The organism is Actinomadura miaoliensis, from assembly GCF_039536785.1.
Classification (GTDB): Bacteria; Actinomycetota; Actinomycetes; order Streptosporangiales; family Streptosporangiaceae; genus Spirillospora; species Spirillospora miaoliensis.
Genome location: NZ_BAAAZG010000051.1, coordinates 130,445 through 156,567, shown reverse-complemented (window position 1 = coordinate 156,567; position 26,123 = coordinate 130,445). Strand labels below are relative to the sequence as shown.

General features: G+C 74.5%; 21 protein-coding genes. 6 read left to right on the top strand and 15 right to left on the bottom strand.

The window, feature by feature from the left end; genetic code table 11:
- The first annotated feature begins 29 nt into the window (after positions 1–29).
- Both pip and ABD811_RS32680 read left to right on the top strand, forming a co-directional pair.
- Positions 30–980: a prolyl aminopeptidase gene (gene pip / locus ABD811_RS32685; protein ID WP_344955492.1), complete on the top strand. Its 951-nt coding sequence runs from the start codon at positions 30–32 to the stop codon at positions 978–980.
- 68 nt (positions 981–1,048) lie between these two features.
- A complete protein-coding gene (locus tag ABD811_RS32680; protein WP_344955490.1) occupies positions 1,049–2,428 on the top strand; it encodes an amino acid permease in 1,380 nt (459 codons plus the stop codon).
- 33 nt (positions 2,429–2,461) lie between these two features.
- Here the strand turns inward: ABD811_RS32680 and ABD811_RS32675 are convergent, their stop codons facing one another.
- The 8 genes from ABD811_RS32675 to ABD811_RS32640 all read right to left on the bottom strand — a co-directional run bounded on the left by ABD811_RS32675 (position 2,462) and on the right by ABD811_RS32640 (position 12,759).
- Positions 2,462–3,067: a response regulator gene (locus ABD811_RS32675; RefSeq protein WP_344955488.1), complete on the bottom strand. Its 606-nt coding sequence runs from the start codon at positions 3,065–3,067 to the stop codon at positions 2,462–2,464.
- Positions 3,064–4,239, bottom strand: coding sequence for a sensor histidine kinase (locus ABD811_RS32670; RefSeq protein ID WP_344955486.1), 1,176 nt, complete (start codon positions 4,237–4,239; stop codon positions 3,064–3,066). Before ABD811_RS32670 ends, ABD811_RS32675 begins: the two co-directional genes overlap by 4 nt.
- Positions 4,240–4,276: 37 nt before the next feature.
- Positions 4,277–5,074 (bottom strand): ABC transporter permease, encoded by a 798-nt coding sequence (locus tag ABD811_RS32665; protein WP_344955484.1) that lies wholly within the window; start codon positions 5,072–5,074, stop codon positions 4,277–4,279.
- Positions 5,071–6,000 carry an ABC transporter ATP-binding protein gene (locus ABD811_RS32660; protein WP_344955482.1) on the bottom strand — a complete coding sequence of 310 codons (930 nt, stop codon included), beginning with the start codon at positions 5,998–6,000 and terminating at the stop codon, positions 5,071–5,073. The genes ABD811_RS32665 and ABD811_RS32660 overlap by 4 nt, the downstream gene beginning before the upstream one ends.
- Before the next feature lie 82 nt (positions 6,001–6,082).
- Positions 6,083–7,366, bottom strand: a complete 1,284-nt coding sequence (gene codA / locus ABD811_RS32655) for a cytosine deaminase (protein WP_344955480.1) — start codon at positions 7,364–7,366, stop codon at positions 6,083–6,085.
- Positions 7,363–8,811 carry an acyl-CoA synthetase gene (locus ABD811_RS32650; RefSeq protein WP_344955478.1) on the bottom strand — a complete coding sequence of 483 codons (1,449 nt, stop codon included), beginning with the start codon at positions 8,809–8,811 and terminating at the stop codon, positions 7,363–7,365. The genes codA and ABD811_RS32650 overlap by 4 nt, the downstream gene beginning before the upstream one ends.
- 29 nt (positions 8,812–8,840) lie before the next feature.
- The gene (locus ABD811_RS32645) at positions 8,841–10,670 is read right to left on the bottom strand and encodes a hydantoinase B/oxoprolinase family protein (RefSeq protein ID WP_344955476.1); all 1,830 of its coding nucleotides are present in this window, start codon (positions 10,668–10,670) and stop codon (positions 8,841–8,843) included.
- A gap of 31 nt (positions 10,671–10,701) precedes the next feature.
- A complete protein-coding gene (locus ABD811_RS32640) occupies positions 10,702–12,759 on the bottom strand; it encodes a hydantoinase/oxoprolinase family protein (protein ID WP_344955474.1) in 2,058 nt (685 codons plus the stop codon).
- A 186-nt stretch (positions 12,760–12,945) separates the two neighbouring features.
- Between ABD811_RS32640 and ABD811_RS32635 the strand changes: the two genes are divergently transcribed.
- Positions 12,946–13,320: an FKBP-type peptidyl-prolyl cis-trans isomerase gene (locus ABD811_RS32635; protein ID WP_344955472.1), complete on the top strand. Its 375-nt coding sequence runs from the start codon at positions 12,946–12,948 to the stop codon at positions 13,318–13,320.
- 34 nt (positions 13,321–13,354) lie between these two features.
- Here the strand turns inward: ABD811_RS32635 and ABD811_RS32630 are convergent, their stop codons facing one another.
- Together ABD811_RS32630 and ABD811_RS32625 are read right to left on the bottom strand one after the other, a co-directional pair.
- Entirely contained in the window at positions 13,355–14,245 is an 891-nt protein-coding gene (locus tag ABD811_RS32630; protein ID WP_344955470.1) for a carbon-nitrogen hydrolase family protein, read from the bottom strand.
- On the bottom strand, positions 14,245–14,874 hold the full coding sequence (locus ABD811_RS32625; protein WP_344955468.1) for an SRPBCC family protein: 630 nt from the start codon (positions 14,872–14,874) through the stop codon (positions 14,245–14,247). The genes ABD811_RS32630 and ABD811_RS32625 overlap by 1 nt, the downstream gene beginning before the upstream one ends.
- A gap of 245 nt (positions 14,875–15,119) precedes the next feature.
- Between ABD811_RS32625 and ABD811_RS32620 the strand changes: the two genes are divergently transcribed.
- Positions 15,120–15,974, top strand: a complete 855-nt coding sequence (locus ABD811_RS32620; RefSeq protein WP_344955466.1) for a polysaccharide deacetylase family protein — start codon at positions 15,120–15,122, stop codon at positions 15,972–15,974.
- Here the strand turns inward: ABD811_RS32620 and cutA are convergent.
- From cutA to ABD811_RS32595, 5 genes are all read right to left on the bottom strand, one after another.
- Positions 15,911–18,376: an aerobic carbon-monoxide dehydrogenase large subunit gene (gene cutA / locus ABD811_RS32615; RefSeq protein ID WP_344955464.1), complete on the bottom strand. Its 2,466-nt coding sequence runs from the start codon at positions 18,374–18,376 to the stop codon at positions 15,911–15,913. The two genes, ABD811_RS32620 and cutA, sit on opposite strands and share 64 nt — an antisense overlap.
- Positions 18,376–18,924, bottom strand: a complete 549-nt coding sequence (locus ABD811_RS32610) for a (2Fe-2S)-binding protein (protein WP_344955566.1) — start codon at positions 18,922–18,924, stop codon at positions 18,376–18,378. Before ABD811_RS32610 ends, cutA begins: the two co-directional genes overlap by 1 nt.
- Positions 18,924–19,841 (bottom strand): FAD binding domain-containing protein, encoded by a 918-nt coding sequence (locus tag ABD811_RS32605; RefSeq protein WP_344955462.1) that lies wholly within the window; start codon positions 19,839–19,841, stop codon positions 18,924–18,926. The genes ABD811_RS32610 and ABD811_RS32605 overlap by 1 nt, the downstream gene beginning before the upstream one ends.
- On the bottom strand, positions 19,838–21,334 hold the full coding sequence (locus tag ABD811_RS32600) for a uracil-xanthine permease family protein (RefSeq protein WP_344955460.1): 1,497 nt from the start codon (positions 21,332–21,334) through the stop codon (positions 19,838–19,840). Before ABD811_RS32600 ends, ABD811_RS32605 begins: the two co-directional genes overlap by 4 nt.
- Positions 21,335–21,650: 316 nt before the next feature.
- A complete protein-coding gene (locus tag ABD811_RS32595; RefSeq protein WP_344955458.1) occupies positions 21,651–23,411 on the bottom strand; it encodes a PucR family transcriptional regulator in 1,761 nt (586 codons plus the stop codon).
- Positions 23,412–23,974: 563 nt separating this feature from the next.
- Between ABD811_RS32595 and ABD811_RS32590 the strand changes: the two genes are divergently transcribed.
- A complete protein-coding gene (locus ABD811_RS32590) occupies positions 23,975–24,946 on the top strand; it encodes an oxamate carbamoyltransferase subunit AllH family protein (protein ID WP_344955456.1) in 972 nt (323 codons plus the stop codon).
- A gap of 26 nt (positions 24,947–24,972) precedes the next feature.
- On the top strand, positions 24,973–26,123 hold a 1,151-nt coding region (locus tag ABD811_RS32585; RefSeq protein WP_344955455.1), incomplete at its 3' end, for an AllF/FdrA family protein.

Sequence of the window (26,123 nt, the reverse complement as noted above, 5' to 3'; positions counted from 1 at the left end):
CGCCGGCGCGTCAGGTAGTACTTGATCGCATGAAGGGGTTCTATCCGCCGGTCGAGCCGTACGACTCCGGGCTGCTCGATGTGGGCGACGGCAACGAGATCTACTGGGAGACCTGCGGGAACCCGGACGGCAAGCCGGCGGTCTTCCTGCACGGCGGGCCGGGCGGAGGGGTGCTGCCGGGGTTCCGGCGGTTCTTCGATCCCGCCGCGTACCGGATCGTGCTGTTCGACCAGCGCAACTGCGGCGCCAGCAGGCCGCACGCCGGGGACCCCGCCGTCTCGCTGGAGCACAACACCACGCCGCGTCTGGTCGCGGACATGGAGCGGCTGCGCGAGCACCTGTCCATCGACCGGTGGCTGGTCTTCGGCGGAAGCTGGGGCAGCACGCTGGCGCTGGCGTATGCCCAGGCGTATCCGGAGCGGGTCACCGAAATGGTGCTGCGGGGCATCTACCTCGTGCGGCCGGAGGACGAGGCGTGGGCGTTCACCCCGACCGGCGCGGCGCACCTGTTCCCTGCCGAGTGGGCCGCGTTCCGGGACGCCATCCCCGCCGCCGAACGGGACGACCTCGTCGCCGCCTACGGCCGCCGCATCCACGACCCCGACCCGGCCGTGCACCTTCCGGCGGCCCGTGCGTGGATGGCGTGGGAGCTGGCGGCCAACACGCTGCTGCCGGTGGAGCCCCCGAAGCTCGACGACACCGCGCTGCTGGCGTTCGCCCGCATCACCCACCACTACATCGGCAACGGCGGGTTCCTCCCCGCGGAGGGGCTGCTGGCGGGCGTCGACCGCATCCGGCACATTCCCGCCGTGATCGTCAACGGGCGTTACGACATGAAGACGCCTCCGGGGCAGGCGTGGGCGCTGCACCAGGCGTGGCCCGAGGCCGAGTTCCACATCGTCGAGGACGCGGGGCACGGCGGCTCGGAGCCCGGCACCCTGCACCGTCTCGTCGAGGCCACCGACCGCTTCCGCGCCTGACGGTCTCGAATCGGTCACCGGTCGGTGAAGGGGGCGTCAGGGGCGGCGCCACGGGTGATCACTGGGCGATGGAGGAGGTCCACACCACAACCGGGGACGGCGAGGCCGGGCTGCGGCGGGCGCTGCGGCCGCGGCACCTGAGGATGATCGCGCTGGGCGGGATCATCGGGGCCAGCCTGTTCGTGGGCAGCGGCGCCGTCGTCCACACGGTCGGCCCCGCCGCCGTGCTGTCGTACGTGATCGGCGGGCTGCTGGTCGTGTTCGTGATGCGCATGCTCGGCGAGATGGCCGCCGCGCAGCCCGCGCTCGGGTCGTTCATGGAGTACGCGCGCGAGTCCCTGGGCGGCTGGGCCGGATTCACCGTCGGCTGGCTGTACTGGTACTACTGGGTCGGCATCGTGGCGTTCGAGGCCGTGGTCGGCGCGCAGATCCTGCAGAAGTGGGTGCCGGGCGTCCCGCAGTGGGCGTTCTCCCTGGTGCTGATGCTGGCGCTGACCGCGACCAACCTGGTGTCGGTGCGCTCGTTCGGCGAGGCCGAGTACTGGCTGGCGTCGGTCAAGGTCGCCTGCATCACCGTGTTCCTCGTGGTCGGGACGCTGTACGTGGTCGGGCTGTGGCCGGACTCCACCGGGTCGGTGACCCACATCGCCGATGACGGGTTCCTGGCCAAGGGCGGGTTCGCGGTCGTGCACGGCGTGGTGATCGTGGTGTTCTCCTACTTCGGGGCGGAGATCGTCACGATCGCGGCGGCCGAGTCGCGGGAACCGGCCAAGGCGATCGCCACCGCGACCGTCACGGTGGTGTGGCGGGTGCTGCTGTTCTTCGTCGGGTCGGTCACGCTGCTGGTGATGATCACGCCGTGGGAGCGGGTTCCGCACGACGGCACCAGCCCGTTCGCCGCCGCGTTCGACCGCTTCGGCATCCCCGGCGCCGAGACGATCATGAACGTGGTGGTGCTGACCGCGGTGGTGTCGGTGCTGAACTCCGGGCTCTACATCGCCTCGCGCATGCTGTTCGCGCTGCGCGAGCACGGGTGGGCGCCGCGGTGGACCGGCGACACCCGGCGGGGGGTGCCGTGGAAGGGCATCCTGCTCAGCACCGTGCTCGGCTACGTCACGGTGGTGATGAGCTTCGTGTCGCCGGACCGCGTCTTCTACTTCATCATCAACTCGGCCGGGGCGGTGGCGCTGTTCCTGTACGGGATCATCGCGCTGTCGCAGCTGCGGATGCGGACGCGGCTGGAGCGGGAGGCCCCGGAGAAGCTCAAGCTGAGGATGTGGCTGCATCCGTGGCTGAGCTGGGCCACGTTCGTGTGCGTGCTGGCGGTGCTGGTGTCGATGGCGGTCGTCGACGACACCCGGTCGCAGCTGTGGCTCAGCCTGATCAGCCTCGCCGGGTTCCTGGCCGCGTACGCGGTGATCGCCCGCCGGCGTGCGGGGCGGGCGTAGTCGGCTGCGGGCCGGATGCGGGCCGGACCCCGGTCAGATCCAGCCCATGTCGCGGGCGCGGCGGACGGCGGCCAGGCGGTTGGACTCACCGAGCTTGGTCATGGCCGTCGACAGGTAGTTGCGCACCGTCCCCTCGGACAGGTGCAGCACCGCGGCGACGCGGGACGTCTCGGCGCCCTCGGCGACCAGGCGCAGGATCTCGCGTTCGCGGGCGGTCAGCGGGTTGTCCCCGGCGGCCATGGCGCTGGCGGCCAGCTCGGCGTCCAGGTAGCGGCCCCCGGCGTGGACCCTGCGGATCGCGGCGGCCAGCTCCTCGGTCGGGGCGTCCTTGGCGACGAAGCCGCGCACCCCCGCCGCCATGGCCCGGCGCAGGTAGCCGGGACGGCCGAAGCTGGTGAGGATCAGCACCGCGCAGCGGGCGCCGCCGGCGTGCAGCCGCTCGGCCACGCTCAGCCCGTCCGCGCCGGGCATGTCGATGTCCAGGACGGCCACGTCGGGGTCGTGCGCGGCGACCGCGCCGGTCACCTCGTCGCCGCGGCCGACCTCGGCGACCACCCGCAGGTCGGGTTCCAGGCCGAGCAGCGCGGCGACGGCGCCGCGGATCAGGTGCTCGTCGTCGGCGAGCAGGACGCGGATCACGCGTCCTCCCCCAGGGGTACCACCGCGCGCAGCAGGAATCCGTCGCGGCCGTGCGGCCCGGCGGTGAGGGTGCCGCCGAGGACGCCGACGCGCTCGGACAGCCCGGTCAGCCCCGAACCCTCGCCGCGCCCGGGCCGGGCGCCGTCGTTCGTCATCTCCAGGACCACGGAGCCACCGTAGGAGACGACACTGACCCGGCAGGTGCGGGCCGTGCTGTGCTTGATGACGTTGGTGGCGCCCTCGCGGATCACCCACGCCAGCGTCGAGCCGACCTCCGGCGGCAGGCCGGGCGGCGGCGGGCCGGCCGTGCAGCGCACCCCGGCCGCCTCCAGCACCGCGCGCACCCCGGCCAGCTCGGCGTCCAGCTCGACCTCCCGGTAGCCGCGGACGGCGGCGCGCACCTCGCGCAGGGCGCTTCGGGCCGCGCCGCGCACGTCGGCCATCTCGGCGCGGGCCCGCTCGGGGTCGCGTTCGGCCAGCCGCATCGCCAGCTCGCTCTTGACCGCGATGAGCGACAGGCTGTGCCCCAGCAGGTCGTGCAGGTCGCGGGAGAAGCGCAGCCGCTCCTCGGCGACCGCCAGGCGCGCCTGCGCCTCGCGGGCGGCGTGCGCCTCCTGGTGCATCTCCCACATCCGCTTGAGCACCAGGTTGGCGTACAGGCTCATGGCGAACACCGCCACGTAGATCGCGATCATGATCGGCGGGGTGAACCAGTGCACCCGGCGGCCGTCCGCGTGCACGGCGAGCGTCGTCAAGCCGCCCCAGTACACGCCGCCGCCCAGCGACAGCGCGACCAGCCACCGGTGCGACGACAGGCACACCGCGACGCCCGACGCCCAGAACGGGCCGATCACCGCCCAGACCGGAGAGGTGACGGTCATCCAGGCCAGCGCCGCCGCCAGCACGCCGCTGACCGCGATGTCCCGCCACGGGACGCGCCCGGCCAGCCCCGCGCGCACCAGCCGCATGTAGAGGACGAACTGCAGGGCGGCCCCCGCGGTCGCCACCGCCAGCAGCGGCGGCGGCGCCGACCGCTCCATGAGCGCCACCACGACCGGCACGGCCATCCCGAAGAGCGCCAGCAGGAACGACCGGTCGGTGATCTTGCGGTACTGCGCGAAGCGGCTGGCGGCGCGGGCCTCCAGGTCCGCGGTCGTCGGAGTCGCCTGCATGCGCCTATTGTTCACCTCGCCCGCCCGTCGTCTCGTGTCACGCGTGCCGCGGCTCCCAGCGGAACCGGCGCCTGGCCACCCGGTGGGCGACGCCGCCCCACAGCACCAGCACGGCGAACGGCCTCAGGCACGCGAGCCACCGCTCGGCCAGGGCCAGGGACGCGTGGTCGCCGCCCACGGTGAAGTCCTGCCCGAAGTAGGCGGTGCGGGCGATCTCCACGACGGGGGTGAGCGGCAGCCAGCGCGCGGCCTCCCGCACGCCCTCCGGCACCCCGGCCAGGGAGAACATCACCCCGGACCCGAGCATGCAGCCGAACATGATCGGCAGGACGGTGATCTGCGCCATCTCCGCGGTCGGGGTGAACGCCGACACCACCCCCGCCAGCAGCGCGAACACCGCCGTGCCCGCCGCCAGCGCGGCCGCCAGCAGCAGCGGGTCGGCCGGGACGCTCCGCCCGTCCAGCACCGTCGCCAGGAACGCCAGCAGCAGCACGGCCTGCACGGCGAACATCAGCGCGCCGGTCAGCACGGTGCCGCCGAGGATCTCGGCGTCACTGGCCGCCCCGCCGCGCAGCCGCTTGAGCACCAGATCCTCGCGGCGCGCGGTGTAGACGGTCACCAGGTGCGTGAACACCGAGAAGATCAGGAAGCAGGCCAGGTATCCGGTGCCGGTGAACAGCGCCACGTCCACCCCCTCCACCTCCCGGCCGCGCAGCGACGGCAGCAGCGCCGCGAAGATCACGGGCAGGCCCACCACCGTGAACATCGAGGTGCGGTTGCGCCACAGGAGCAGCAGTTCGAGCCGGGTCATCCGCAGCAGGTACGTCGCGTTCACCGGGCCTCGCCTCCGGCCGTGTGCAGGAAGACGTCCTCCAGCGAGGCGCTGCGGGCCTCCAGCCCGTCCAGCGCGAGACGGTGCTCGTCGGCCCAGCGCAGCAGGTCGCGCAGGGCGGGCTGTAGGGTGCCGCCGCCGAGCCGGTAGGTGGCGACGGCCCGCTCGCCGCGCACCTCGATCCGCGGCGCGGCGCCGTGCAGGACGGGCAGGTCCGCCACCGCGAGCCGGTCGGGCACCGCGAAGCCGACGCGGTCGCCGTGCCCCGCCGAGACCTCGGCGACCGTGCCCTCGACCTCGACGCGGCCGCGGTGCATGATGGCCAGCCGGTCGGCCAGCTCCTCGGCCTCCTCCAGGTAGTGCGTGGTCAGCACCACCGCGACGCCGTCCGCGACCAGGCCCCGGACGGTGCGCCAGGTGGCACGGCGCGCCTCGGGGTCCATGCCGGTGGTGGGCTCGTCGAGGAACACCACGCGGGGACGTCCGAGCACGGCCAGCGCCAGGTCGAGGCGGCGCTTCTGCCCGCCGGACAGCTGCCGTACCCGCACGCCCGCCCGGTCGGCCAGCCCCACCATGTCGAGCACCTCGTCGCCGGGGCGCGGGTCGGGCGTGAGGCCGCGCCAGTGGTCGACGGTCTCGGCCACGGTCAGGTCGGCGAGGAAGCCGCCCTCCTGCAGCATGATCCCCATCCGGGGACGGACGGCACGGCGCTCCCGGTACGGGTCGCGGCCCAGCACCCGGACGGTCCCCGCGTGCGCGGGCCGGTACCCCTCGACCGTCTCCAGAGTGGTGGTCTTCCCGGCCCCGTTCGTGCCGAGCAGGGCGAACAGCTCACCGTGGCGCACGTCGAACGAGATCCCGGCGACGGCCTCGAAGTCGCCGTACCGCTGGCGCAGGCCCTCCACGTGAACGGCGGTATCTGTGGACATGCGCCCAGCGTCGCGAACGCCGCGCCCGCCCGGTAGAAGCCGCTGTCACCGGTGCGAGGTGACACCTGTCATCTGCCGCGGCTCATCTGTCGCGGTCGCGGACGAAGTCGATGTCGCGGGGGTCCTCGCCGGGCCAGGTGAGGCGGGTGGACGTGGCGGGCGTCTCGGCGACGAGCCGGCCGCGGGACACGACGTGGGTGGGCCGGGTCTGGCGGCGGACCGCGTCGAAGCGGGACGCGGCGGGCAGCACGACGAAGCTGGCCGGACGTCCCTCGGCGACGCCGTAGCGGTCGCCGAGGCCCAGCACCCGGGCGGCGCGTTCGGTGACCATGGCGAACGCCTCGTCGATCTCGGCGGGGCCGGTGAGCTGCGCGGCGGCGACGCCGACGAGGGCGACCTGCAGCGGTGAGGCGGTGCCGAGCGGGAACCAGGGGTCCATTACGTCGTCGTGGCCGAACGCCACGTTCACCCCGGCGGCGAGCATCTCCTTGACCTGGGTGAGGCCGCGCCGCTTGGGGTAGCCGTCGAACCGTCCCTGCAGGCACAGGTTCGCCAGCGGGTTGGACACCAGGTTGATGCCCGCGCGGGCCAGGATGCGCTGGAGCTTGTAGGAGTAGGCGCCGTTGTAGGAGCCCATCGCGGTCGTGTGGGAGGCGGTGGCGCGGCCGCGCAGGCCGGTGCGGCGGGCGAGGGTCGCCAGCACCTCCACGAACCGCGACTGCTCGTCGTCGATCTCGTCGCAGTGCGCGTCCAGCATCAGCCCGTGCTCGGCGGCGACCTCGAAGGCGATCTCCAGGGAGCGGACGCCGTCCTCGCGGGTGTCCTCGAAGTGCGGGATCGCGCCGACCGCGTCGACGCCGCGCCGGGCCGCCTCCGCCAGCAGGTCGGCGCCGCCGTCGAACGAGCGGATCCCCTCCTGCGGGAAGGCGACGAGCTGCAGGTCGACCACGTCCCGGACGCGTTCGCGGACCTCCAGCATCGCGTCCAGGGCGACCAGCCCGGGGTCGGTGACGTCGACGTGGCTGCGCACGTGCAGCACGCCGTTGGCCGCGTACCAGCGCAGCACCTCGGTGGCGCGTGAGATCACGTCGTCGCGGGTGAGGGCGCGCTTGCGCTCGCTCCACACCGCGATGCCCTCCCACAGCGAGCCGGAGGCGTTCCAGCGCGGCTCCCCGGCGGTGAGGGTGGTGTCGAGATGGACGTGGGGTTCGACGAACGGCGCCGAGACCAGGCCGCCCCGGGCGTCGATCCACTCCTCGCCCGAGCCCTGCCCGGCGGGCAGGACGCGGCCGAAGCGGTCGCCGTCGATCTCGATGTCGTACGCGCCCTCGCGCCCGTGCAGGCGGGCGTTGCGCAGCAGTCTCACGCGGTCTCCGTGGGGTTCTCGGTCAGGCGGGTCTTGACGACCTTGCCCATGGCGTTGCGCGGCAGCGACCCGACCAGGTGCACGACGCGGGGCCGTTTGTGCGCCGACAGCCGCTCCGCCACGAAGTCGATCAGTTCCGGGCCGGTCGCGCCGTCGGCGACGACGTAGGCGGTGACCTGCTCGCCGAGGTCGGCGTGCGGGGTGCCGACCACCGCCGCCTCCCGCACCGCCGGATGCGCCAGCAGCGCGTTCTCCACCTCGCCCGCGCCGATCCGGTACCCGCCGCTCTTGATCAGGTCGGTGGACGCGCGGCCGACGATGCGGTGCCAGCCGTCCGGCCCGATCGCGGCGATGTCGCCGGTGCGGAACCAGCCGTCGGAGGTGTACGCGGCGGCCGTGGCCTCGGGACGGCCCAGGTAGCCGCCGAACAGCATCGGCGCGCGCACCTGCAGTTCCCCGGGCGTCTCCCCGTCGGCGGGGACGGCGGACCCGTCCTCGGCCACCAGCCGCGTCCGCACGCCCGGAAGCGGGGTGCCGACGTGGCCGGGCCGCCGGTCGCCGCCGGCGCGGGCGGAGATCGTGATGAGCGTCTCGGTCATGCCGTACCGCTCGACCGGCCGGTGCCCGGTCAGCTCGGTCAGGCGGTCGAACACCGGCACCGGCAGCGCGGCGCTTCCCGACACCAGCAGCCGCGCGCCCCGCAGGGCGCGGGCGGACGCCGGGTCGTCGCACACCCGCGACCACACCGTGGGGACCCCGAAGAACAGCGACCCGCCGTGCCGCTCCGCGGCCGCCGCGTACGCGGCGGGACGGGGACGTCCCGTGTGCACCAGCGGCGACCCGGTCCGCAGCGCGCCCAGCACGCCGAGGACCAGGCCGTGCACGTGGAACAGCGGAAGGCCGTGGACGAGCACGTCGCCGGCCGTCCACTCCCACGCCTCGGCCAGCGCGTCCAGCCCGGCGGCGATCGCGGCCCGGGAGATGAGCACGCCCTTGGGCGCGCCGGTGGTGCCGCTGGTGTAGAGGATGAGCGCGGTCGCGTCGCCGGGCGGCGGCTGCGGCGCCGGCGTGGACGACCCGGACGGCAGGGCGTCCACGGGGACGAGGGGCGGGCCGCCGGCGGCCGGGTCCCAGGCGCCGCGGGCGGCCAGCAGCAGCCGCGCCCCCGAGTCGCCGAGGATGTGGTCGCGTTCGGCTGGGCCCGAGTCGGGCGGGAGCGGCACGACGGGCACGCCCGCCAGGATCCCGCCGACCACGGCGACGACGGTCTCGAGGGTGGCCGTGGCGTGCACCGCGACGGCCTCGGCGCCGCCGATCTCGGCCGCCACCGCCGCCGCGCGGGCGAACAGTGCGGCCCGGGACAGGCCCCGGCCGTCCACCCGGACCGCGTCCGGCGCGTCGGGCGCGTCCCCCGAGTGCCCCGCCGGGTCGCCGAGCAGGTCCATCGCTCCCCTTCCGTCCTTCTCCGGTGCTCTCAGGCAGTATGCCCGCCGGGGAGATCGACGTCGGCGTGGGGACGGCCGCCGGACAGGCGGGGGAAGCCGGGGCCGCGGTCGAAGAACGGGGCGGGTCCGCGCGCGGCGCGCAGCTCGGCCCGCAGCGCCTCGGTGGCGGCGCGGTCGACGGCGCCGTCGGCGAGCACCACGCCGTAGTCGTCGCGGGCGCCCTCGGGCGACACCTTGCCGTCGCGCACGTCGGCGGCGACGCGCTCGGGGTCGCGGTCGAACGGGTCGCCCCACCCGCCGCCTCCGGTGGTGCGAATGCGGATGACCTGGCCCGCGCGCACCGGATGGTCGTCGACCAGGCCGTCCATCTCCTCGCCGTCGATGTCCACGCGGAACGGGCGCCCGGCGCGGCCCCCGTTCACGCCCCAGCACGACAGGATGGACCGGTCGGCGATCGACATGTAGCGGGCGTCGCGCAGCATGCGGATGTGCTTGTCGTAGCCGAGGCCGCCGCGGAACCTCCCCGGCCCGCCCGAGTCGACGGCCAGGCCGAGCCGCTCCACCACGAACGGCCAGCGGGCCTCGGCGAACTCGGCGGGGATGTTGCGGGAGTCGGGGACGATGTGGATGGTGTCCTCGCCGTCGGCGTAGTGGCGGCCGCCCGAGCCGCCGCCCAGCACCTCCCGCATCAGGTACGGGCCGCGGTCGTCCTCCCCGTACACGCCGGTGTAGCGGATGGTCTCCTGGTCGGCGGGCATGCGGCCGCCGGTGGCCTTGGCCAGCACCCCGGCCAGCACGCCCAGCAGCCGCAGGATGACGAAGGTGCGCGCGTTGGTCGGCGCCGGGAACACCGGCGTCAGCAGCGTGCCCTTGTCCGGGAACCGCATCTCGATCAGCGGCACCACGCCCTCGTTGACGTCCAGCTCGGCGGCGCGTTCGGGCGTGTCGGCCAGGTTCCGCAGGACGGGCGCCAGCCACTTCTTCAGGAACACCCCGTCGGCGTAGTCGCCCGCGTGGTTGATCGGGCCCTTGGCCTGCGGGGACGTGCCGGTGAAGTCGATGACCAGCGGCACCTCGGCGGACGCGTCGGCGGTCAGGGTGATGCGCTGGGCGTGCAGGCGCGGCGGGTCGACGCCGTCGTGCTCGGCGTAGTCCTCCCACACGTACGTCCCGTCGGGGATCTTCGCCAGCAGCTCGCGGCGGAACGTCCGGGTGGTCTTGTCGATGATCGCGTCGAAGCAGTCCTCGACGGCGGCGCGGCCGTACCGGCCGAACAGGTCGGCCAGGCGGCGGGCGCCCATCAGGCAGGCCGAGCACTCGGCGTCCAGGTCGCCGGCCAGGGAGTCGGGCATACGGGAGTTGCGCGTCATGATCCGCAGCGCCGCCTCGTTGGGGACGCCCTGGTCCCACAGCCTGATCGGGGGCACCATGAGCCCCTCCTCGAAGGCGCTGCGCGCGTGGCTGGGCATGGACCCGGGGACGGCGCCGCCGATGTCGTCGTGGTGGCCGAACGCCTGCACGAACGCCACCACGTCGCCGTCGTGGAACACCGGCACGGTGACGCACAGGTCGGGCAGGTGCCCGATGCCGCCCTCCGACAGGTACACGTCGTTGTGGAAGAACACGTCTCCGGGACGCATCGTCTCGATCGGGAAGTCCCGGACGATCGGCTGCACCAGCGCCGAGTACGACCGGCCGGTCAGCTTGCGCAGCCGCCGGTCGTGGATGCCGGCGCGGAAGTCGTGCGCGTCCCGGATCATGGGCGAGCGGGCGGTGCGGGCGATCGCGGTCTCGACCTCGCGCTCCACCGACGCCAGCGTCCCCTCGACGATCTCCACGAGGATCGGATCGGCGCTCATGCCGTGTCTCCCGCCCGCCTCCGCGGCTCGCTCATGGGGCGTCGTCTCCCTTCGTGATCACGAGGTTGCCGTGGGCGTCCACGCGGGCCCGGAAGCCGGGGTGCAGCGGCAGCGTCGAACCGAACTCCTCGATCACGGCCGGGCCGCGCAGCACGTCGCCCGGGGCGAGCCGTTCCCGCCGGTAGACGGGGGTCGGCGTCCAGTCGTCGAAGTGGACGTCGCGGACGCCGGTGCGGGCGCGTTCGGGGTTCCCGTCGCCGGGCGGGCGTTCCCGCAGGCGGGGACGGGTGATCGGGCCGATGCCGGAGACGCGCAGGTTGACCCATTCGACGGGATGGCGGACGGTGTCGTCGCGGTAGCAGTAGCCGTACAGCGCCTCGTGCGCGTCGTGGAAGCGCCGCACGACCTCGGCGCGGAACGCGTCGTCGACCGGCCCGTCCGGCGCCGCGACCCGCACCTCGAACGCCTGCCCGTAGTAGCGCAGGTCGGCCGAGCGGGCGAAACGGTGTCGCCCGGCGGGGAACCCCTCGCGTTCGAGGGCGTCCGCGGCGCGGCCCTCCAGCTCGGCGTAGGTCGCGCCGAGCACGGCCGGGTCGAGCTCGGTGTCGCGGGTGACGCGGGTGCGCACGTAGTCGTTCCTGACGTCCACGGTGAGCAGGCCGAACGCCGACAGGCTGCCCGGGTCGGCGGGGATCACGGCGGCGGGCAGGCCCAGCACGTCCAGCAGGCGGCAGGCCTGCAGCGGGCCGGAGCCGCCGAACGCCACCAGCGGGAAGTCGCGCACGTCCAGCCCGCGCCGGACGGTGATCTGCCGGATCGCGTTGGCCTGGTTCCACGCCGAGATCTCCAGGATCCCGGCGGCGGCGCGGTCACCGGACAGTCCCAGCTTCGCCCCGAGCGACTCCACGCCCGCCCGCGCGGCCGCCACGTCCAGCGGGATCTCCCCACCGAGCAGGTGCGGGGGGATGCGGCCGAGCGCGGCGTGCGCGTCGGTGACGGTCGGCTCGGTGCCGCCGCGTCCGTAGCACAGCGGGCCGGGGTCGGCGCCCGCGCTGCGCGGCCCGACCTTCAGCGTGCCCTCCGGGGAGATCCAGGCGACCGAGCCGCCGCCCGCCCCGACCGTCACGATGTCGATCATCGGGATCCGGACGGGGTGGCGTCCGACCGCGCCCTCGGTGGTGAGGGTCGGCTCGCCGTCCAGCACCACCGCCACGTCCGTGGACGTGCCGCCGCCGTCCAGCGTCACCACCGAGGGGTAGCCGGGCGCCGCCACGTAGGCGGCGCCGAGCGCGCCGGCGGCCGGGCCGGACAGCACGGTGGTGACGGGCTGGTGGACGACCTCCTCGGCCGACAGCACCCCGCCGTTGCTCTTCATCACCCGCAGCGGCGCGGGCAGCAGCCCCGACAGGCGGGCCAGGTAGCGGCTCATCGTCGGCTTGACGGCGGCGTCCACGAGCGTGGTGACCGACCGTTCGTACTCGCGGTACTCGCGCAGCACCTCGCACGACAGCGACACCACCGCCTCGGGGTGCTCGCGCGCCAGCACCTCGCGCATGCGCAGCTCGTGGGCGGGGTCGGCGTAGGAGTGCAGGAAGCACACGCCGATCGCGTCGATGCCCTGCTCGCGGAACCAGCGGGCCGCCGCGACCGCGGCCTCCTCGTCGAACGGCCGCAGCTCGGCGCCGGTGTGGTCGAGCCGCCCGCCGACGGTGCGCACCCGGTGCACCGGGACGATCCGCGGCGGCTTGACCCAGAAGTAGGAGTTGCCGTAGCCGTCCGGGACGCTCTGCCGGGCGATCTCCAGCATGAACTCGAAGCCCTCGGTGGTGACGAAGCCGAGGTCGTCGAGCCGGTCCTCGAGCAGCTGGTTGGTCGCCACGGTCGTGCCGTGCGACACCGCCGTCAGCGCCGACGCCTCGGCGCCCACCAGGCCGAGGATCTTGCGGGCGGCGTCGCCGAACCCCTCGGCCGGGTCGGCGGGGGTGGACGGGGTCTTGGTGGTGAACAGCTCACCGGTGTCCTCGTCCAGCGCCACCACGTCGGTGAACGTGCCGCCCGTGTCGATGCCGATCCGCAGCCGCCGTGCCATGCCTGGTGTCTACCGGTGCGGCCACGGCGCCGAAACGTCGCAAACTGCCAACGGAACGCCCGATCTTTGGCGACCTTCACGCGCCGTGTTCGGGCCGCCGCGCGCACCCCGCTACGCTGAACGGCGACCGAGCACGAGGGCGCGACGTCCTCATGTGCGCATCCGACGACACCCCTGGAGCCCTGCATGGCCCTGGAACGGCCCGAGATCGACTTCCCCGAGGGCGAGCCGCCCGCGTTCCTCGACATCACCGACATCGAGGTCGGGGACGGCCCCGAGGCCACCAAGGGCTCGCAGGTGTCGATGCACTACGTCGGCGTCGCCTTCTCCACCGGCGAGGAGTTCGACGCGTCCTGGAACCGCGGCCAGACCCTCGACTTCACCCTCGGCGCCGGCCGCGTCATCAAGGGCTGGGACATGGGGATCCAGGGCATGAAGGTCGGCGGGCGCCGCAAGCTGGTGATCCCGCCGCACCTGGCCTACGGCGACCACAGCCCCAGCCCGGCGATCAAGGCCGGCGAGACCCTGATCTTCGTGGTCGACCTGGTCGACGTGAAGTAGCCCGCCCGGCGGCGGCGCGCCCGGCGGGCCGCCGCTAACGCGGGAACGGGGTGGACGCCGGTCCCAGCAGGTCGGCGGCGTACTTCTCGTACACCTCCAGGTTGCGTTCGGCCAGGTGGTCGAAGGAGTGCCGCACCGACGAGCCGGGCGTCAGCGACGCCATCGCGGCGGCCGGGTCCAGCCGCGCCGCCGCCCACCCCTCGTGGGTGGCCGCCCGCGCCACGACCTCGGCGATCGGCGTCACCACCATCGAGTTGCCGAAGTACAGGGTGCCCGCGGGGTCGGCGCCGACCGCGTTGGCCGCCACGACGTACACGTGGTTGTCGTAGGCGCGGGCGCGGGTGGTCAGCTCCCAGATGTCGGCCGAGCGCAGCAGCGCCGAGGGGCGGCACACCACCTCGGCGCCGCGCACAGCCATGATCCGCCACAGCTCGGGGAAGTCGCCGTCGAAGCAGATCGCCATCCCGATCCGGCCGAGCGGGGTGTCGACGACCGTCACCTCGCCGCCGGGCGCCGCCCAGCCGCCGTGCCGGGCGTCCTCCACGCGGAACGGGTGCACCTTGCGGTAGACGCCGAGCACGTCGCCGTCCGGCCCGACCAGCACCGCCGCGTTGTGGACGGTCTCGGCGGCGCGTTCGTAGGTGCCGAAGCACACGTGCACGCCCAGTTCCCGCGCGACCCGCTGGATCGGCTCGCTCACCGGCCCGGGGATCTCCGACACCAGCCCGCGCAGCTCCGCCGCGGGCACGCCCGGATTGAACCCGGTGGTGCACGTCTCGGGCAGCACGACCAGCTCGGCCCCCGAACGTTCGACGCATCGCCGCGTCCACGACACGGCCCTGTCGATGTTGCGCCGCACCGACGCCTCGGTCAGCGGCCCCGGCTCCGGCGCGAACTGGACCGCGGCCGCGGTGAACGCCCTCATCACCTGCCCCTGCGGCCCAGCGCGTAGCCGACCGCGACCCCGGCCAGGGCGACCGCGCCGCCCGACAGGAACGCCGCGAGCATCGGCCCCGGCGACACCGGCGGGGGCACCGGAACCGTCGGCGGCATCGGCGCGATCGGCCCCGCCGCGACCGCGGGGGGCGCCTCGGGCGCCGGGGCGGGGACGGCGGGCCGGGTCAGGTCGCGTTCGACGGCGGCGAAGAACTCGGCGGCCGTCTTGCGGGCGACGGTGCCGAGCACCCGCTGCCCGACCCCGCCGATCATGCCGCCGACCGTCGCGTCCGCGTCGTAGTCGACCCGGGTGCCCTCGCCCGAGTCCTCCGACAGCCGCACGCGCACCGTCGCGTCGACCGTGCCGGGCGCGCCCTGCCCGCGGGCCCGCAGCGTGAACGCCCGGGGCGGATCGGGGTCGGTCAGCTCCACCCGGCCGACGTAGGTGCCCCGGACGGACGCGACGCCCGCCGAGACGGTCATCGTGTAGACGTCCTCGCCGGTCGCCTCCAGCGAGCGGCAGCCCGGGATGGTGCGGGCCAGCACCGCCGGATCCCGCAGCGCCTCCCAGACGCGCGGCAGCGGCGCCCCGACCATCGCAGTCCCCATCACCTTCATGAGCCGACCCTAAGGAATCCCCGCGTCCGGCCGAACGGCAACTCCTGCCGAGCGCGCGCCGCGTCTTGGGCAGAATCGGCCCCCGCGTGGACACGGCATGATCAGATGTATGCCGTCGTGTGACTCGGCTCCCCTGCGGGGAACGCGAACCTCAGCGGGTGTCCAAGCGTCCACCCAAGCGTTGACCGCCGACCGTCGCGCGACACGGCTTCGACGTCGGCCGAGGGAACGGGAGAACGCGCCTGATGCGAGGGAAACTGCCGGTGGCCGCCACGGTGGCGGCCGGTGTGCTTGGCGTGGCCGCGGGGACGTGGCCGACGGTGCGCGCCGCGGCGGGCGGCGACTCCGGCCCGTCCATGCGCAGCCAGCTCGCCGCCGTGGTGGCCGACCAGCACTGGCCCGCGCCCAGGCCCGGGTCGTGGACGCCGCCGCGGCCCGCCCCGGACGGCCTGCCGCCCGTCATCAACCGCATCACCACCAACGACAAGGTCGTCTTCCTCACCATCGACGACGGCTACGAGTACGACGCGGAGTTCGTCCGGCTGGTGCGCACCCGCAAGGTGCCGATCATGACGTTCCTGACCACCCGGTACGTCGACGGCCACGGCCAGTACTTCTGGGCGCTGCGCCACGCCGGGTCGCGGATGGAGAACCACACCATCTCCCACCCCGACATGCGCACGCTCGGCCCCGAGGCGCAGCGCAAGGAGATCTGCGAGGCGTCCCAGACCATCACCCGGCAGTACGGCCGGCGGCCGGAGATCTTCCGCCCGCCGTTCGGCAGCTTCAACCAGGCCACGCGCGAGGCCGCCAGGCAGTGCGGCATCAAGTCGCTGCTGCTGTGGTCGGCCGAGTACTACAACGGCACCACCGGCCCCGGCGTCGGCTTCGACGGGTTCGCCCGCGCCGACGGCGGCAAGGGCTTCAAGCCGGGCGACATCGTCCTCATGCACTACCGCAAGGGCCTGGCCAAGCAGTTCGAGACGATCCTCGGCTGGATCCAGCAGCAGGGCTTCCGCCCCGCCGCCGTGGAGAACTACCTCCCCCGGTCCCTCGGCGGCAACGCGCCGGACGCTCCCACGCCGCCCAAGCAGCAGTGATCCGCGTCGTCCTCGGCGCCCTCGGCGTTCTGGGAGCGGAGGCGCAGGTGGTAGAGGTCGTCGGGTGACAGGGGCATGCGGTGGACACGGATGCCCTCGGCGTCCTCGATCGCGGCGGCGATGACGGCCGAGACCGGGATGACGCCCGCCTCGCCCGCGCCCTTGACGCCCAGCGGGTTGAGCGGCGACGGGGTCTCCAGGTGGGCGGTCTCGATGCGCGGGATCTCCGTCGCGTACGGCATCAGGAAGTCCATGAACGAGGCGTTCAGGAGCTGGCCCGACTCGTCGTAGGCCATGCGTTCGTACAGGGCGCCGGCGATGCCCTGCGCCACTCCCCCGTGGATCTGGCCCTCGACGATGCGCGGGTTGACCAGACGGCCGCAGTCGTGCACGACCGCGTACCGCAGGACGCGCACCTCGGCGGTGTCGGGGTCGGTCTCGACGATCGCGGCGTGCATCCCGGCGGCGAACGTCGACCGGACGGGCGAGTAGTAGCCGCGCCCCTCCAGCCCCGGTTCCTCGCCGCGCAGCGGGGGCTCGGCGTCGTCGCCGCCGACGGCGAACTGGGTGGCGCGCGCCGCCTCCTCGTCGAAGGCGTACCGCAGCGGGTTGGACAGGACGGCGACGGTGCGCAGCGGCACCGACGCCGAGGGGTCGCCCTTGACGTGCACGATCCCGTCGGTGATGTCCAGGTCGCGCGGGTCGGCCTCCAGCGCCTCCCCGGCGATGCGCAGCGCCTTGTCCCGCACCTTGCGGGCGGCCAGCGCGATGGCGTTGCCGCTCGTCACGGCGGCGCGGGAGGCGAACGTGCCGACCGCGTACCCGAAGCGGCGCGTGTCGCCCGTCGTGACGTGCACGTCCTCCACCGGGACGCCCAGCTCGGCGGCGGCGATCTGGGCGAACACGGTCTCGTGCCCCTGGCCCTGCGAGGTGAGCCCGGTGGCCACGTGCACGCGCCCGGACGTGTCGATCTCGACGTGGCCGCCCTCGTACGGCCCGACGCCCGTGCCCTCCACGTAGCAGCCGAGGCCGATGCCGACGCGGCGGCCCTCGGCGGCGGCCCGCGCTCGCCTTTCCGCGAAGCCGTCCCAGCCGATCAGTTCCTTGAGACGGGCGAGCAGCGCCGGGTAGTCGCCGGAGTCGTAGATCAGGGGACGGCCGTCCTGGAACGTCAGGCCCTGGTCGTAGGGGAACTCGTCGGGGCGGATGAAGTTGGCCTCGCGCACCTGCGTCCGGTCGCGGCCGAGGTGGTCGGCGATGCGGTCCATCGTGCGTTCCATGCAGAAGACGCCCTGCGGGCGGCCCGCGCCCCGGTACGGGGTGACGATGACGGTGTTGGTGTAGAGGCTGGTGACCTCCGCCCGGTAGGCGCCGATCTTGTACGGGCCGAGCAGCTGGGTGGAGGTGACGATCGGGATGATCACGCCGTACGGGGTGTAGGCGCCGTGGTCGTGCAGGATCCGCACGTCCAGGCCGAGCACGCGCCCGTCGTCGTCGAACCCGACCCGCACGTGCTGGACCTGGCCGCGTTCGTGGGCGGCGGCGACGAAGTGCTCGCGCCGGTCCTCGGCCCACTTGACCTCCCGGTCCAGCAGCCGGGCCGCCCACGGGACGAGGATCTCCTCCGGCCACGGGTGGACGATCTTGACGCCGAAGCCGCCGCCGACGTCCGGGGCGATCACCTCGACCTTGCCCGGCGGCAGCTCCAGCTTGGCGGCGATGGCGGCGCGCACGCTGGTGGAGGCCTGGGTGGAGGAGTAGACGCGCAGCGACCCGTCGGCGGCGTCCCACCGCGCGTACACGCCGCGTCCCTCCAGCGGCATGGACGCGCTGCGCTCGATGTCGAGGCGGAACTCCAGCACGTGCGGGGCGGCCTCGATCGCGGCGTCCACGTCGCCGCCGGTTTGCTGGCGCAGGACGGCGCCGACGTTGCCGGGCACGTCGTCGTGCACCAGGTGCTCGGCGCGGGCCGCCGCCTCGATCCCGACGACGGCGGGCAGCGGCTCGTAGTCGACCCGGATGCGGGCGGCGGCGTCCTCGGCCAGGTAGCGGTCGCGCGCCACGACCATCGCGACGGGCTCGCCGACGTGCCGGACGACGTCGCGGGCCAGCGGGTGGGCGGTGCGGCCGTGGGTGAGGGACGGGTGCGGGATCAGCAGCGGCAGCGGTTCGCCGACCCGTCCCGGCAGGTCCTCCCAGGTGTAGATGGCCACGAGCCCGTCCACGTCGAGGGCGTCGGCCACGTCGATGTCCAGCACGCGGGCGTGCGCGTGGGGCGAGCGGACGAACGCGGCGGCGAGGGCGTCGCGGCCGAGGTCGTCGAGGTAGCGGCCCTGCCCCGTGAGCAGCCGGGGGTCCTCCCGCCGCGGGATCGGCTCGCCGAAGACGCGGGTGCCGCCCATCAGCCCGCCTCCCCGGCCCGGAGCCCGGCCCGCCGTTCGGCCCGAAGCTCGCCCCGGGTCTCGCCCTGGGCCTCGGCCTGGAGTTCGGCGGCCCGGTGAACCGAACGGACGATGTTCTGGTAGCCGGTGCAGCGGCACAGGTTGCCGGAGATGCCCTCCACGACCTCGTCGTCGGTGGGACGGGGGTTGTCGCGCAGCAGCGCCGTCACCGTGCACAGGAAGCCGGGGGTGCAGTAGCCGCACTGCAGGCCGTGGCACTCCTGGAAGGCGCGCTGCACCGGCGACGGGGTGCCGTCCGGCGCGGCCAGGCCCTCCACGGTGGTGATCTCGTGTCCGGCGGCCGTGACGGCGAACATCAGGCACGAGCGCACCGGCTCGCCGTCCAGCAGCACCGTGCAGCATCCGCACACGCCGTGCTCGCAGCCGACGTGCGTGCCGGTCAGGCCGAGGTCGTGCCGCAGCAGGTCGGACAGCAGGCGGCGGGCGGGCGCCCGTGCCGTGCGGTGCACCCCGTTGACGGTCAGCTCGACGTCGTAGGTCTCCTCCATCACCACCCCGCCTCCTCGTTGATCGCCGATGTGTGGGCGCGGCCCAGCGCGTCGGCCGTGGCGGCGCGCAGCGCGCGTTCGGTGAGCACGCCCGCCAGGTGCCGCCGGTAGTCGGCGCCGGCGTGGATGTCGGACTCGGGGTCGAGGCGCTCGCGGACGAACCCGGCCACGCCCGACCAGTCGGCGTCGCCGGGCGGGCGGCCGGTCTGCGCCTGGCGGGCCCGGCGGGTCAGGTCGAGCACGAGCGGTGTGGCGGCCACGCCCAGGTATCCGGCGCGGGCGGCGCTGACCCGCAGGTCCTCGTCCAGGCTGACCACGGCGGCGACCCCGGCGAGGGCGTAGTCGCCGTGCCGGCGGGACGTCTCGGTGAACGCGACGCCGGTGCGGGGCGGCAGGGCGGGGAAGAACGCCGAACCGGCCAGCTCCCCGGGACGCAGGGTGCTCTCCAGCGGTCCGGCGAAGAAGTCGGCGGCGCGGATGGTGCGGCGCCCGGCGGCGGACACCGCCTCGACCGTGCCGTCCAGCACGGCCAGCACGGCGGGCAGCTCGGCGGCGGGGTCGGCGTGCACCAGGCTGCCGACGACGGTGCCCCGGTTGCGGATCGCCGGGTGCGCGACGTGCCGCAGCGCGGCGGGCAACAGCGGCTGGACGGCCGCGACGCCGGCGGAGCGTTCGACGGCGGCGTGCCGGGCCAGCGCGCCCACGCGCACCCCCCGCGCGTCGGCGCGGACGTCGCCGAGAGCGGCGACGCGGTTGATGTCGACGATGTGGGCGGGCTCGGCCAGCCGCATGTTGAGCAGCGGGATCAGGCTCTGCCCGCCCGCCAGGACCTTGGCGTCGGCGCCGTGCTCGGCCAGCACGTCCAGCGCCTCGGCGAGCGTGGCAGGGGCGTGGTAGGCGAACGGCGGCGGCTTCACGGCTGGGCGTCGCCTCCCGCGGGCGCCGCCTCGGCCGTCCCGCCGGGCGGGCCGCCGGACGCGGTCCCGCCGGACGGGGGCGCGCCGCCCGCCGGGGCCGCGGCGGCGGAACCGCCGAGCCGGTCGGAGATGGAGCGCAGCAGGTGGTAGCCCACCAGCACGACGATCGTGCCGAACGCGATGCCCTCCAGCTTGAAGTCCTCGTTGATCTCGTGCACCACCGGGCCGAGCGCCAGGATGATGCCCGCGCCGACCGGGACCATGTTGACCGGGTCGGCGAAGTCCACCCGGTTCTCGACCCAGATCTTGGCGCCGAGCAGCCCGATCATCCCGTAGAGGATCACGGTGACGCCGCCGAGCACGCCGCCGGGCGTGGCGGCCACCAGCGCGCCGAACTTGGGGCACAGCCCGAACAGGATCGCGATGACCGCCGCCAGGTAGTACGCCGCCGTCGAGTAGATCCGGGTGGCGGCCATGACGCCGATGTTCTCGGCGTAGGTGGTGGTCGGCGAGCCGCCCACCGAGCTGGCGACCACGGTCCCGACCCCGTCGGCGAACACCGCCCGGCCGATCAGCGGGTCCAGGTCGGTGCGGGTCATCTCCCCCACGGCCTTGACATGCCCGGTGTTCTCGGCGATCAACGCGATGACGGCGGGCAGCACCAGCAGGACCGCCGACAACTTGAAGTCGGGGGCGTGCATGTGCGGCAGCCCGAACCAGTCGGCCTGCCGGACGCCGTCGAAGCTCACCCGGTCGTGCGGGAACGCGGTCGCCACGCAGTACGGACCCTCGGGCGCGCAGGCGCGGCCCGCCGCGTCGCGCAGGTTCTGCCCGGGCAGGACGGACGTGACCGGCCCGGCGGCCCGGTCGAGCACCCATGACAGCGCGTACCCGAAGACCAGCCCGACCAGCACGGCGACGCGGCCGACGAACCCGCGGAACACCACCATGACCAGGAACACGAACGTCATGGTGATCAGCGCGACCCAGTGGTCCTGCGGCCAGTAGGTGTCGGCCACCACGAACGCCAGCCCGAACCCGATGAGCATGACCACCGCGCCGGTGACCACGGGCGGGAACACCCGGTGGATGAGCCGCGGGCCGAGCAGGTGGATGAGCACGCCGCACGCGGCCAGCACGCCCCCGGCGACCAGGATCGCGCCGGTCACCCAGGCGTCGGTCCGGGCGGTGTCGACGCCCGCCCTGATGGCGAACACCCCGCCCACGAACGAGGCGCTGGTGCCCAGGTAGCTGGGCACCCTCCCCTGGACGATGAGCAGGAACAGGATCGTGGCGACGCCCGACATCATCACCGCGAGATTCGGGTCCAGCCCCATCACCAGCGGGAACACGAACGTCGCGCCGAACATCGCCACGACGTGCTGGGCGCCGATGCCGGCCGTGCGCGGCCACGACAGCCGCTCGTCCGGCGCGACGACCTCACCGGGCGGCGGCGTCCCGCCGTCGCCGTGCACCTTCCAGCCGATGCCCATCCCCGCCCTCCCTCGGGCCGCCCGCGTCCGCGGCGCGTCTACGGCTCTTTGCCCCGCTACACGGCCTTTTACGGCCTTGCGGGCAAACTAGATCCAGGCAGGGGGGCGGGCATCGGCGACATCTGCCAAACCCGCGACCCGCTGTTGGGTGGGGAGTGTGGCGTACGTCACCGATGTGTTACGTATCCGGGCGCAACGGACATGCCCCGGCACGTTCGAACGAAGGGGGCGGGAGGACGGGGGGTCGGCGGGGGGGTTCTGAGGGTTGGCGGGTTCGGCGGGGAGCGTCGGGAGTCGTCGGTGCGTGCGGAGAGGGTCAGATGCCGCGCATGCGCAGGACGTGCAGGGCCAGGGTGAGGTTGAGGCGCAGGTGGGCGTCCTCGGTGAAGGGGCCGAGCATCCGTTCCAGCTTGCCGATGCGGTAGCGCAGCGTGTTGTAGTGGAAGTGCAGGCGCCGGGCCGTCTCGGCGACGTTGAGGTTGGTCTCCAGCAGCACCTGCAGGGTGCGGCGCAGGTCGACCAGCTCCGGCTCGTCGTCGCCCGCCAGCTCGCCGAGGGTCTCCCGGACGAAGGCGTGCAGCTCCTGCGGGTCGGACACCAGGCTGAGCAGCCGGTAGACGCCCAGCTGGTCGAAGTGCGCGCGGGCGCCGTCGCCGTGCAGCTGCCGGCCCACCCGCACCGCCTTGACGGCCTGCTCGTAGGCCTCGGGCAGCGCGGACGGCGAGGAGACCGTGCGGCTGATGCCGGTGGAGAACGTCCGCTTGGCCGACAGGTGCTCGGCGAAGATCGCGGTGGCCTCCTTCAGCATCGCCTGGACCGGTCCACTGGAGAGTGCCGCCTCGTCGCCGTCGGCCGTCCCGATCACCGCGACGACCTCGTGGGCGAAGCTGGCGACCGCGGCGCCCCGGTCGTGCCGCCGCACCGCGGTGCTCCAGGCGGCGGCCAGCCGCTCCTGGGCGACCCGCTCGTCGGCGCCGCGGCCCCCGCCGCGCGCCGCCTCACCCGCCTGACCGTTCTGGCCGCTCTGGCCGTTCTGGACGCTCTGGGCGCTCTGACCGTTCTGGCCGTCGGCCGGGCGGGTGCGGCCGTCCAGCTCGGCGACGACCACCATGACCGGACGGTCCAGGTCCCAGCCGAACCCGGCGCAGTGCGCGATCACCCGGTCGTCCTCGCCGGCCCGGCCCGACAGGATGTCGCGCAGGTAGTCGGCGCGGTACTTGCTCTCCACGGCGGCGACGGCCTGCTGCTTGGTCACCACCAGCGCGGCCACGGTGGCGGCCCGCTCCAGGATGCCGAGGTCGGCCTCGCGCAGCGTGCCCGCGGGGCTGTAGGCGATGATCCGGCCGTGGTCGAAGCCCCCGGCCACCACGGGCACCACCAGGTGGTCGCCCTCGCCGTTGACGCACACGCCGGGACGCCCCGACAGCACGTCGAACGCCCGCATCGCCTGGATGTGCTCGTCGGGGCCGGATCCGGCCAGCACCCGCTGGTCGCCGTCCAGCACCACGACGGCCACGTCCAGCAGCGTGGCGACCTCGTCCACGACCTCCTGCAGGCCGCCGCCGCACAGCACGATCTGCACCAGCGCCCGGTGCACCTCCTCGGTGCGGGCCAGCACGGCCGCCTGCCGGTTGAGGATGTCGGTGAGCACCTGGTTGAGGATGTCGTCGAAGCCCACGTCGTTGGGCAGCAGGATGAGCGGGAAGCCGCGCCGGTCGGCCTGCGCGATCATCTCGGCGGGCAGCGAGTCCAGGTACCGGCCCAGCTTGATCGCCAGCGCGGCCAGGCCGCGCTCGTCCAGGTCGGCCACCAGGTTGTCCAGCGACTGCGGGGTGTTGCGCAGCGGATATCCGGTGGTCAGCAGCAGTTCGTTCGGCTTGACCCACGCCAGTACGTCGGGCACCTCCATGACGTTGAGCCGCTGCACCACACGGTCCAGTCCCGAGCGGCCTCCGATGAGCCGCGCCCCGGCGAGGGTGGACACCCCCAGCACCTCGCCGACGGGCAGGCCGTAGGTCAGCGTGCCGGTGCTCGCCAGCCGCAGCGCGGGCGGGCCCGGGTCCGCATTCAGTGACATCACTTCGCTCCCAACCGTGAACAGGCGCCGAGGTTCTTCGGCCGCCGACTATCTACGGGCGCGGCCCGGGTGGGGGCTGGCCCGGCGGTCCCGGGGTCGGGTCCCCCCGGGACGTCACTTCGCATGCGCGGCCCGGCGGTGGCGCACCTGCCGGTTCGCCCGGCCCGGTCGGCGGCCGGTCGCGTCGGCCAAGGGCGATCGTCCGCCCGGCGACGCGGCCGGTCAAATGGCCGGTCGCACGGCCGGACGCGCGGACGCAGCGCAGCCCTGAGGCCGCCGGAGCCGTCCGGGCGGTCCCGGCCGGTCGGGGCTGCCTGCGTGAGGTGCTCACCAAAGCTCGCTCAAGGGAACGGTCACCTCGCTTTTGCTGCTTACATCGCGCAAGATGCCCCGATCGCTACCGGTATGCGATCAACCCTGACAACAAACACCAAGGACGGAGACCATCCTTGGCAGGATTCACCATACGTCCGGTGGCGGGCCCGGTCTACGGTCCTGCCTGAGGTCGGGCCCGAGCGACCGCCGACGACACACGCCCGGCGGCACCGGCCTCGGGAGGATCCGTGACCATCGTCCTGCGTGACCCGATCCCGCTGCGCGCGCTCACCGGGCGACCCCCGGCCGCCGGCGCCGCGGGGCTCCCCCTGCGCCCGCTGCTGGAGGCGCCGCGCCGCCCGGCGCGGGTGATCGCCGCCTTCCCCTCCGCCGTCTACCTGGAGATGCGCGTCGAGCCGCGGGCCGACCCGCGCACCGGCACCTGCCGCGCCCCCGAACCCCGCGTGCTCGCGGTGGTCTGCTCCGACGCCGTCCGGCTGCCCAACGCGCTGGTGCTGGCCGCGACCCGGCGCGAACGCCCCTTCCGCTCCGTCCGCGAGGGCGCCGAGGCCTGGGTCGGCGACGGCCTGGTCGAGACCGACGGGCTGTACGTGCGGGCCCGCCGCTGGTGGGACCCGGTGCCCGCGCTCGGCCCGCTCACCCCGTCCGGCGCGGCCCGCGGCCTGCACGCGCTGGAGGACGCCCTCGACGAGGCCGACGCCGCCGCGGCCTGCGGCCTGGCCGGGCATCCCGACCCCGAAGCCCTGGCCGGCGCCTGCGCCGCGGGCGACCTGGCGGGGGCCGTCGAGGCCGCCGAGCGGATCGTGGGCCTGGGCCCCGGGCTGACGCCCAGCGGCGACGACATCCTGTCCGGCCTGCTGGTGTCGCTGCGGCTGGTCGGCGGCGCCGTGCGGGGCGGCGAACGGGCCGTGTGGCTGGCCGGCTGGCTCGGCGCCGCCGTCACCGCCGACGCGGGCACCCGCACCACGGCGCTGGCCGCCACCCTGCTGCACTGCGCCGCGTCCGGCTCCGCCGGGGCCGACGTGGCCGCCGTGCTGCGCGTCGTCGCGGGCCACGAGGCGCCCCGCCCGGCCGTGCGGCGGCTGCTGGCCGCCGGGCACACCTCCGGCGCCGACCTGGCCTGGGGCGTTCGCGCGGGGTGCCACGCCGCGCTGGCCCTGGCCGCGTCCGCCGCGTCCCCCCACCGGGCCACTGCATGACGGAATGCGTCGCGATCGGGGGCACCATGAGCACGACGGGGACGACCGGCGGCAGGTGGGTCGAGGTGCGGCGCGGCGCCTACCACGACTCGGTGACGCTGATGCGGGTCAGCCGCAGCCTGGCCGAGCGGCCGGATGTGGCCGAGGCGATGGCCGCGATGGGCACCGACCTCAACCGCGAGATGTTCGGCCGGATGGGCTTCGAGGTGCCCGCCGACGCCGGTCCGGGCGACCTGGTGGTGGCGATCCGCACCGCCGCCGACGCGCCCGGCCACGCCCTGGACGACGCGCTCCGCGCGCTCGACGAGCTGCTGAGCCGCCCGGCCGCGGCCGGGACCGCCGGTGAGGAGGAGCCCGCGCGGACGACCGCCTCGGCCGCGCGGCGGATCGACGCCTCGCTGGCGCTGCTGTCGATGCCCGGCCCGCAGGTGTTCCCCGAGGCCATGGACGCCCTGGACGCCGGGCTCAACGTCATGGTGTTCAGCGACAACGTGCCGGTCGAGCAGGAGATCGCGCTCAAGGAGGCGGCGGCGCGGCGCGGCCTGATCGTCATGGGCCCCGACTGCGGCACCGCCGTGGTCGGCGGCGCGGGCCTGGGGTTCGCCAACGCGGTGCGGCCCGGCCCGGTCGGCGTGGTGGCCGCGTCCGGCACCGGCGCGCAGCAGGTGATGTGCCTGCTGGACGCGGCGGACGTGGGCGTCAGCCACGTGCTCGGCGTGGGCGGGCGCGACCTGTCACTGGAGGTCAGCGGGCGCTCGGCGCTGGCGGCGCTGGCCGCGCTCGACGACGACCCCGCCACCGAGCTGATCGTCGTGGTGTCCAAGCCGCCCGCCCCGCGCGTGGCCGGGCTGATCCGCGAGGCGGCGCGCCGCCTGGACACCCCGGTGGTGTTCGCGCTGCCCGCCCCCGGCGAGGACGACCTGACGGCGGCGGTGGAGCGGGCCCTGACCGCCCTCGGCCGCCCGGTGCCGCGCTGGCCGCGCTGGCCCGCGCCGCAGCCGCCGGTGCCGCCCGGCCGCGCGCTGCGCGGCCTGTTCGCCGGCGGCACGCTGCGGGACGAGGCCGACGCGATCGTCCGCGAGTCCCTGGAGGGCGGCGGGCACGCGCTGCTGGACTTCGGCGACGACGCCTACACGCGCGGACGCCCCCACCCCATGATCGATCCGACGCTGCGGCT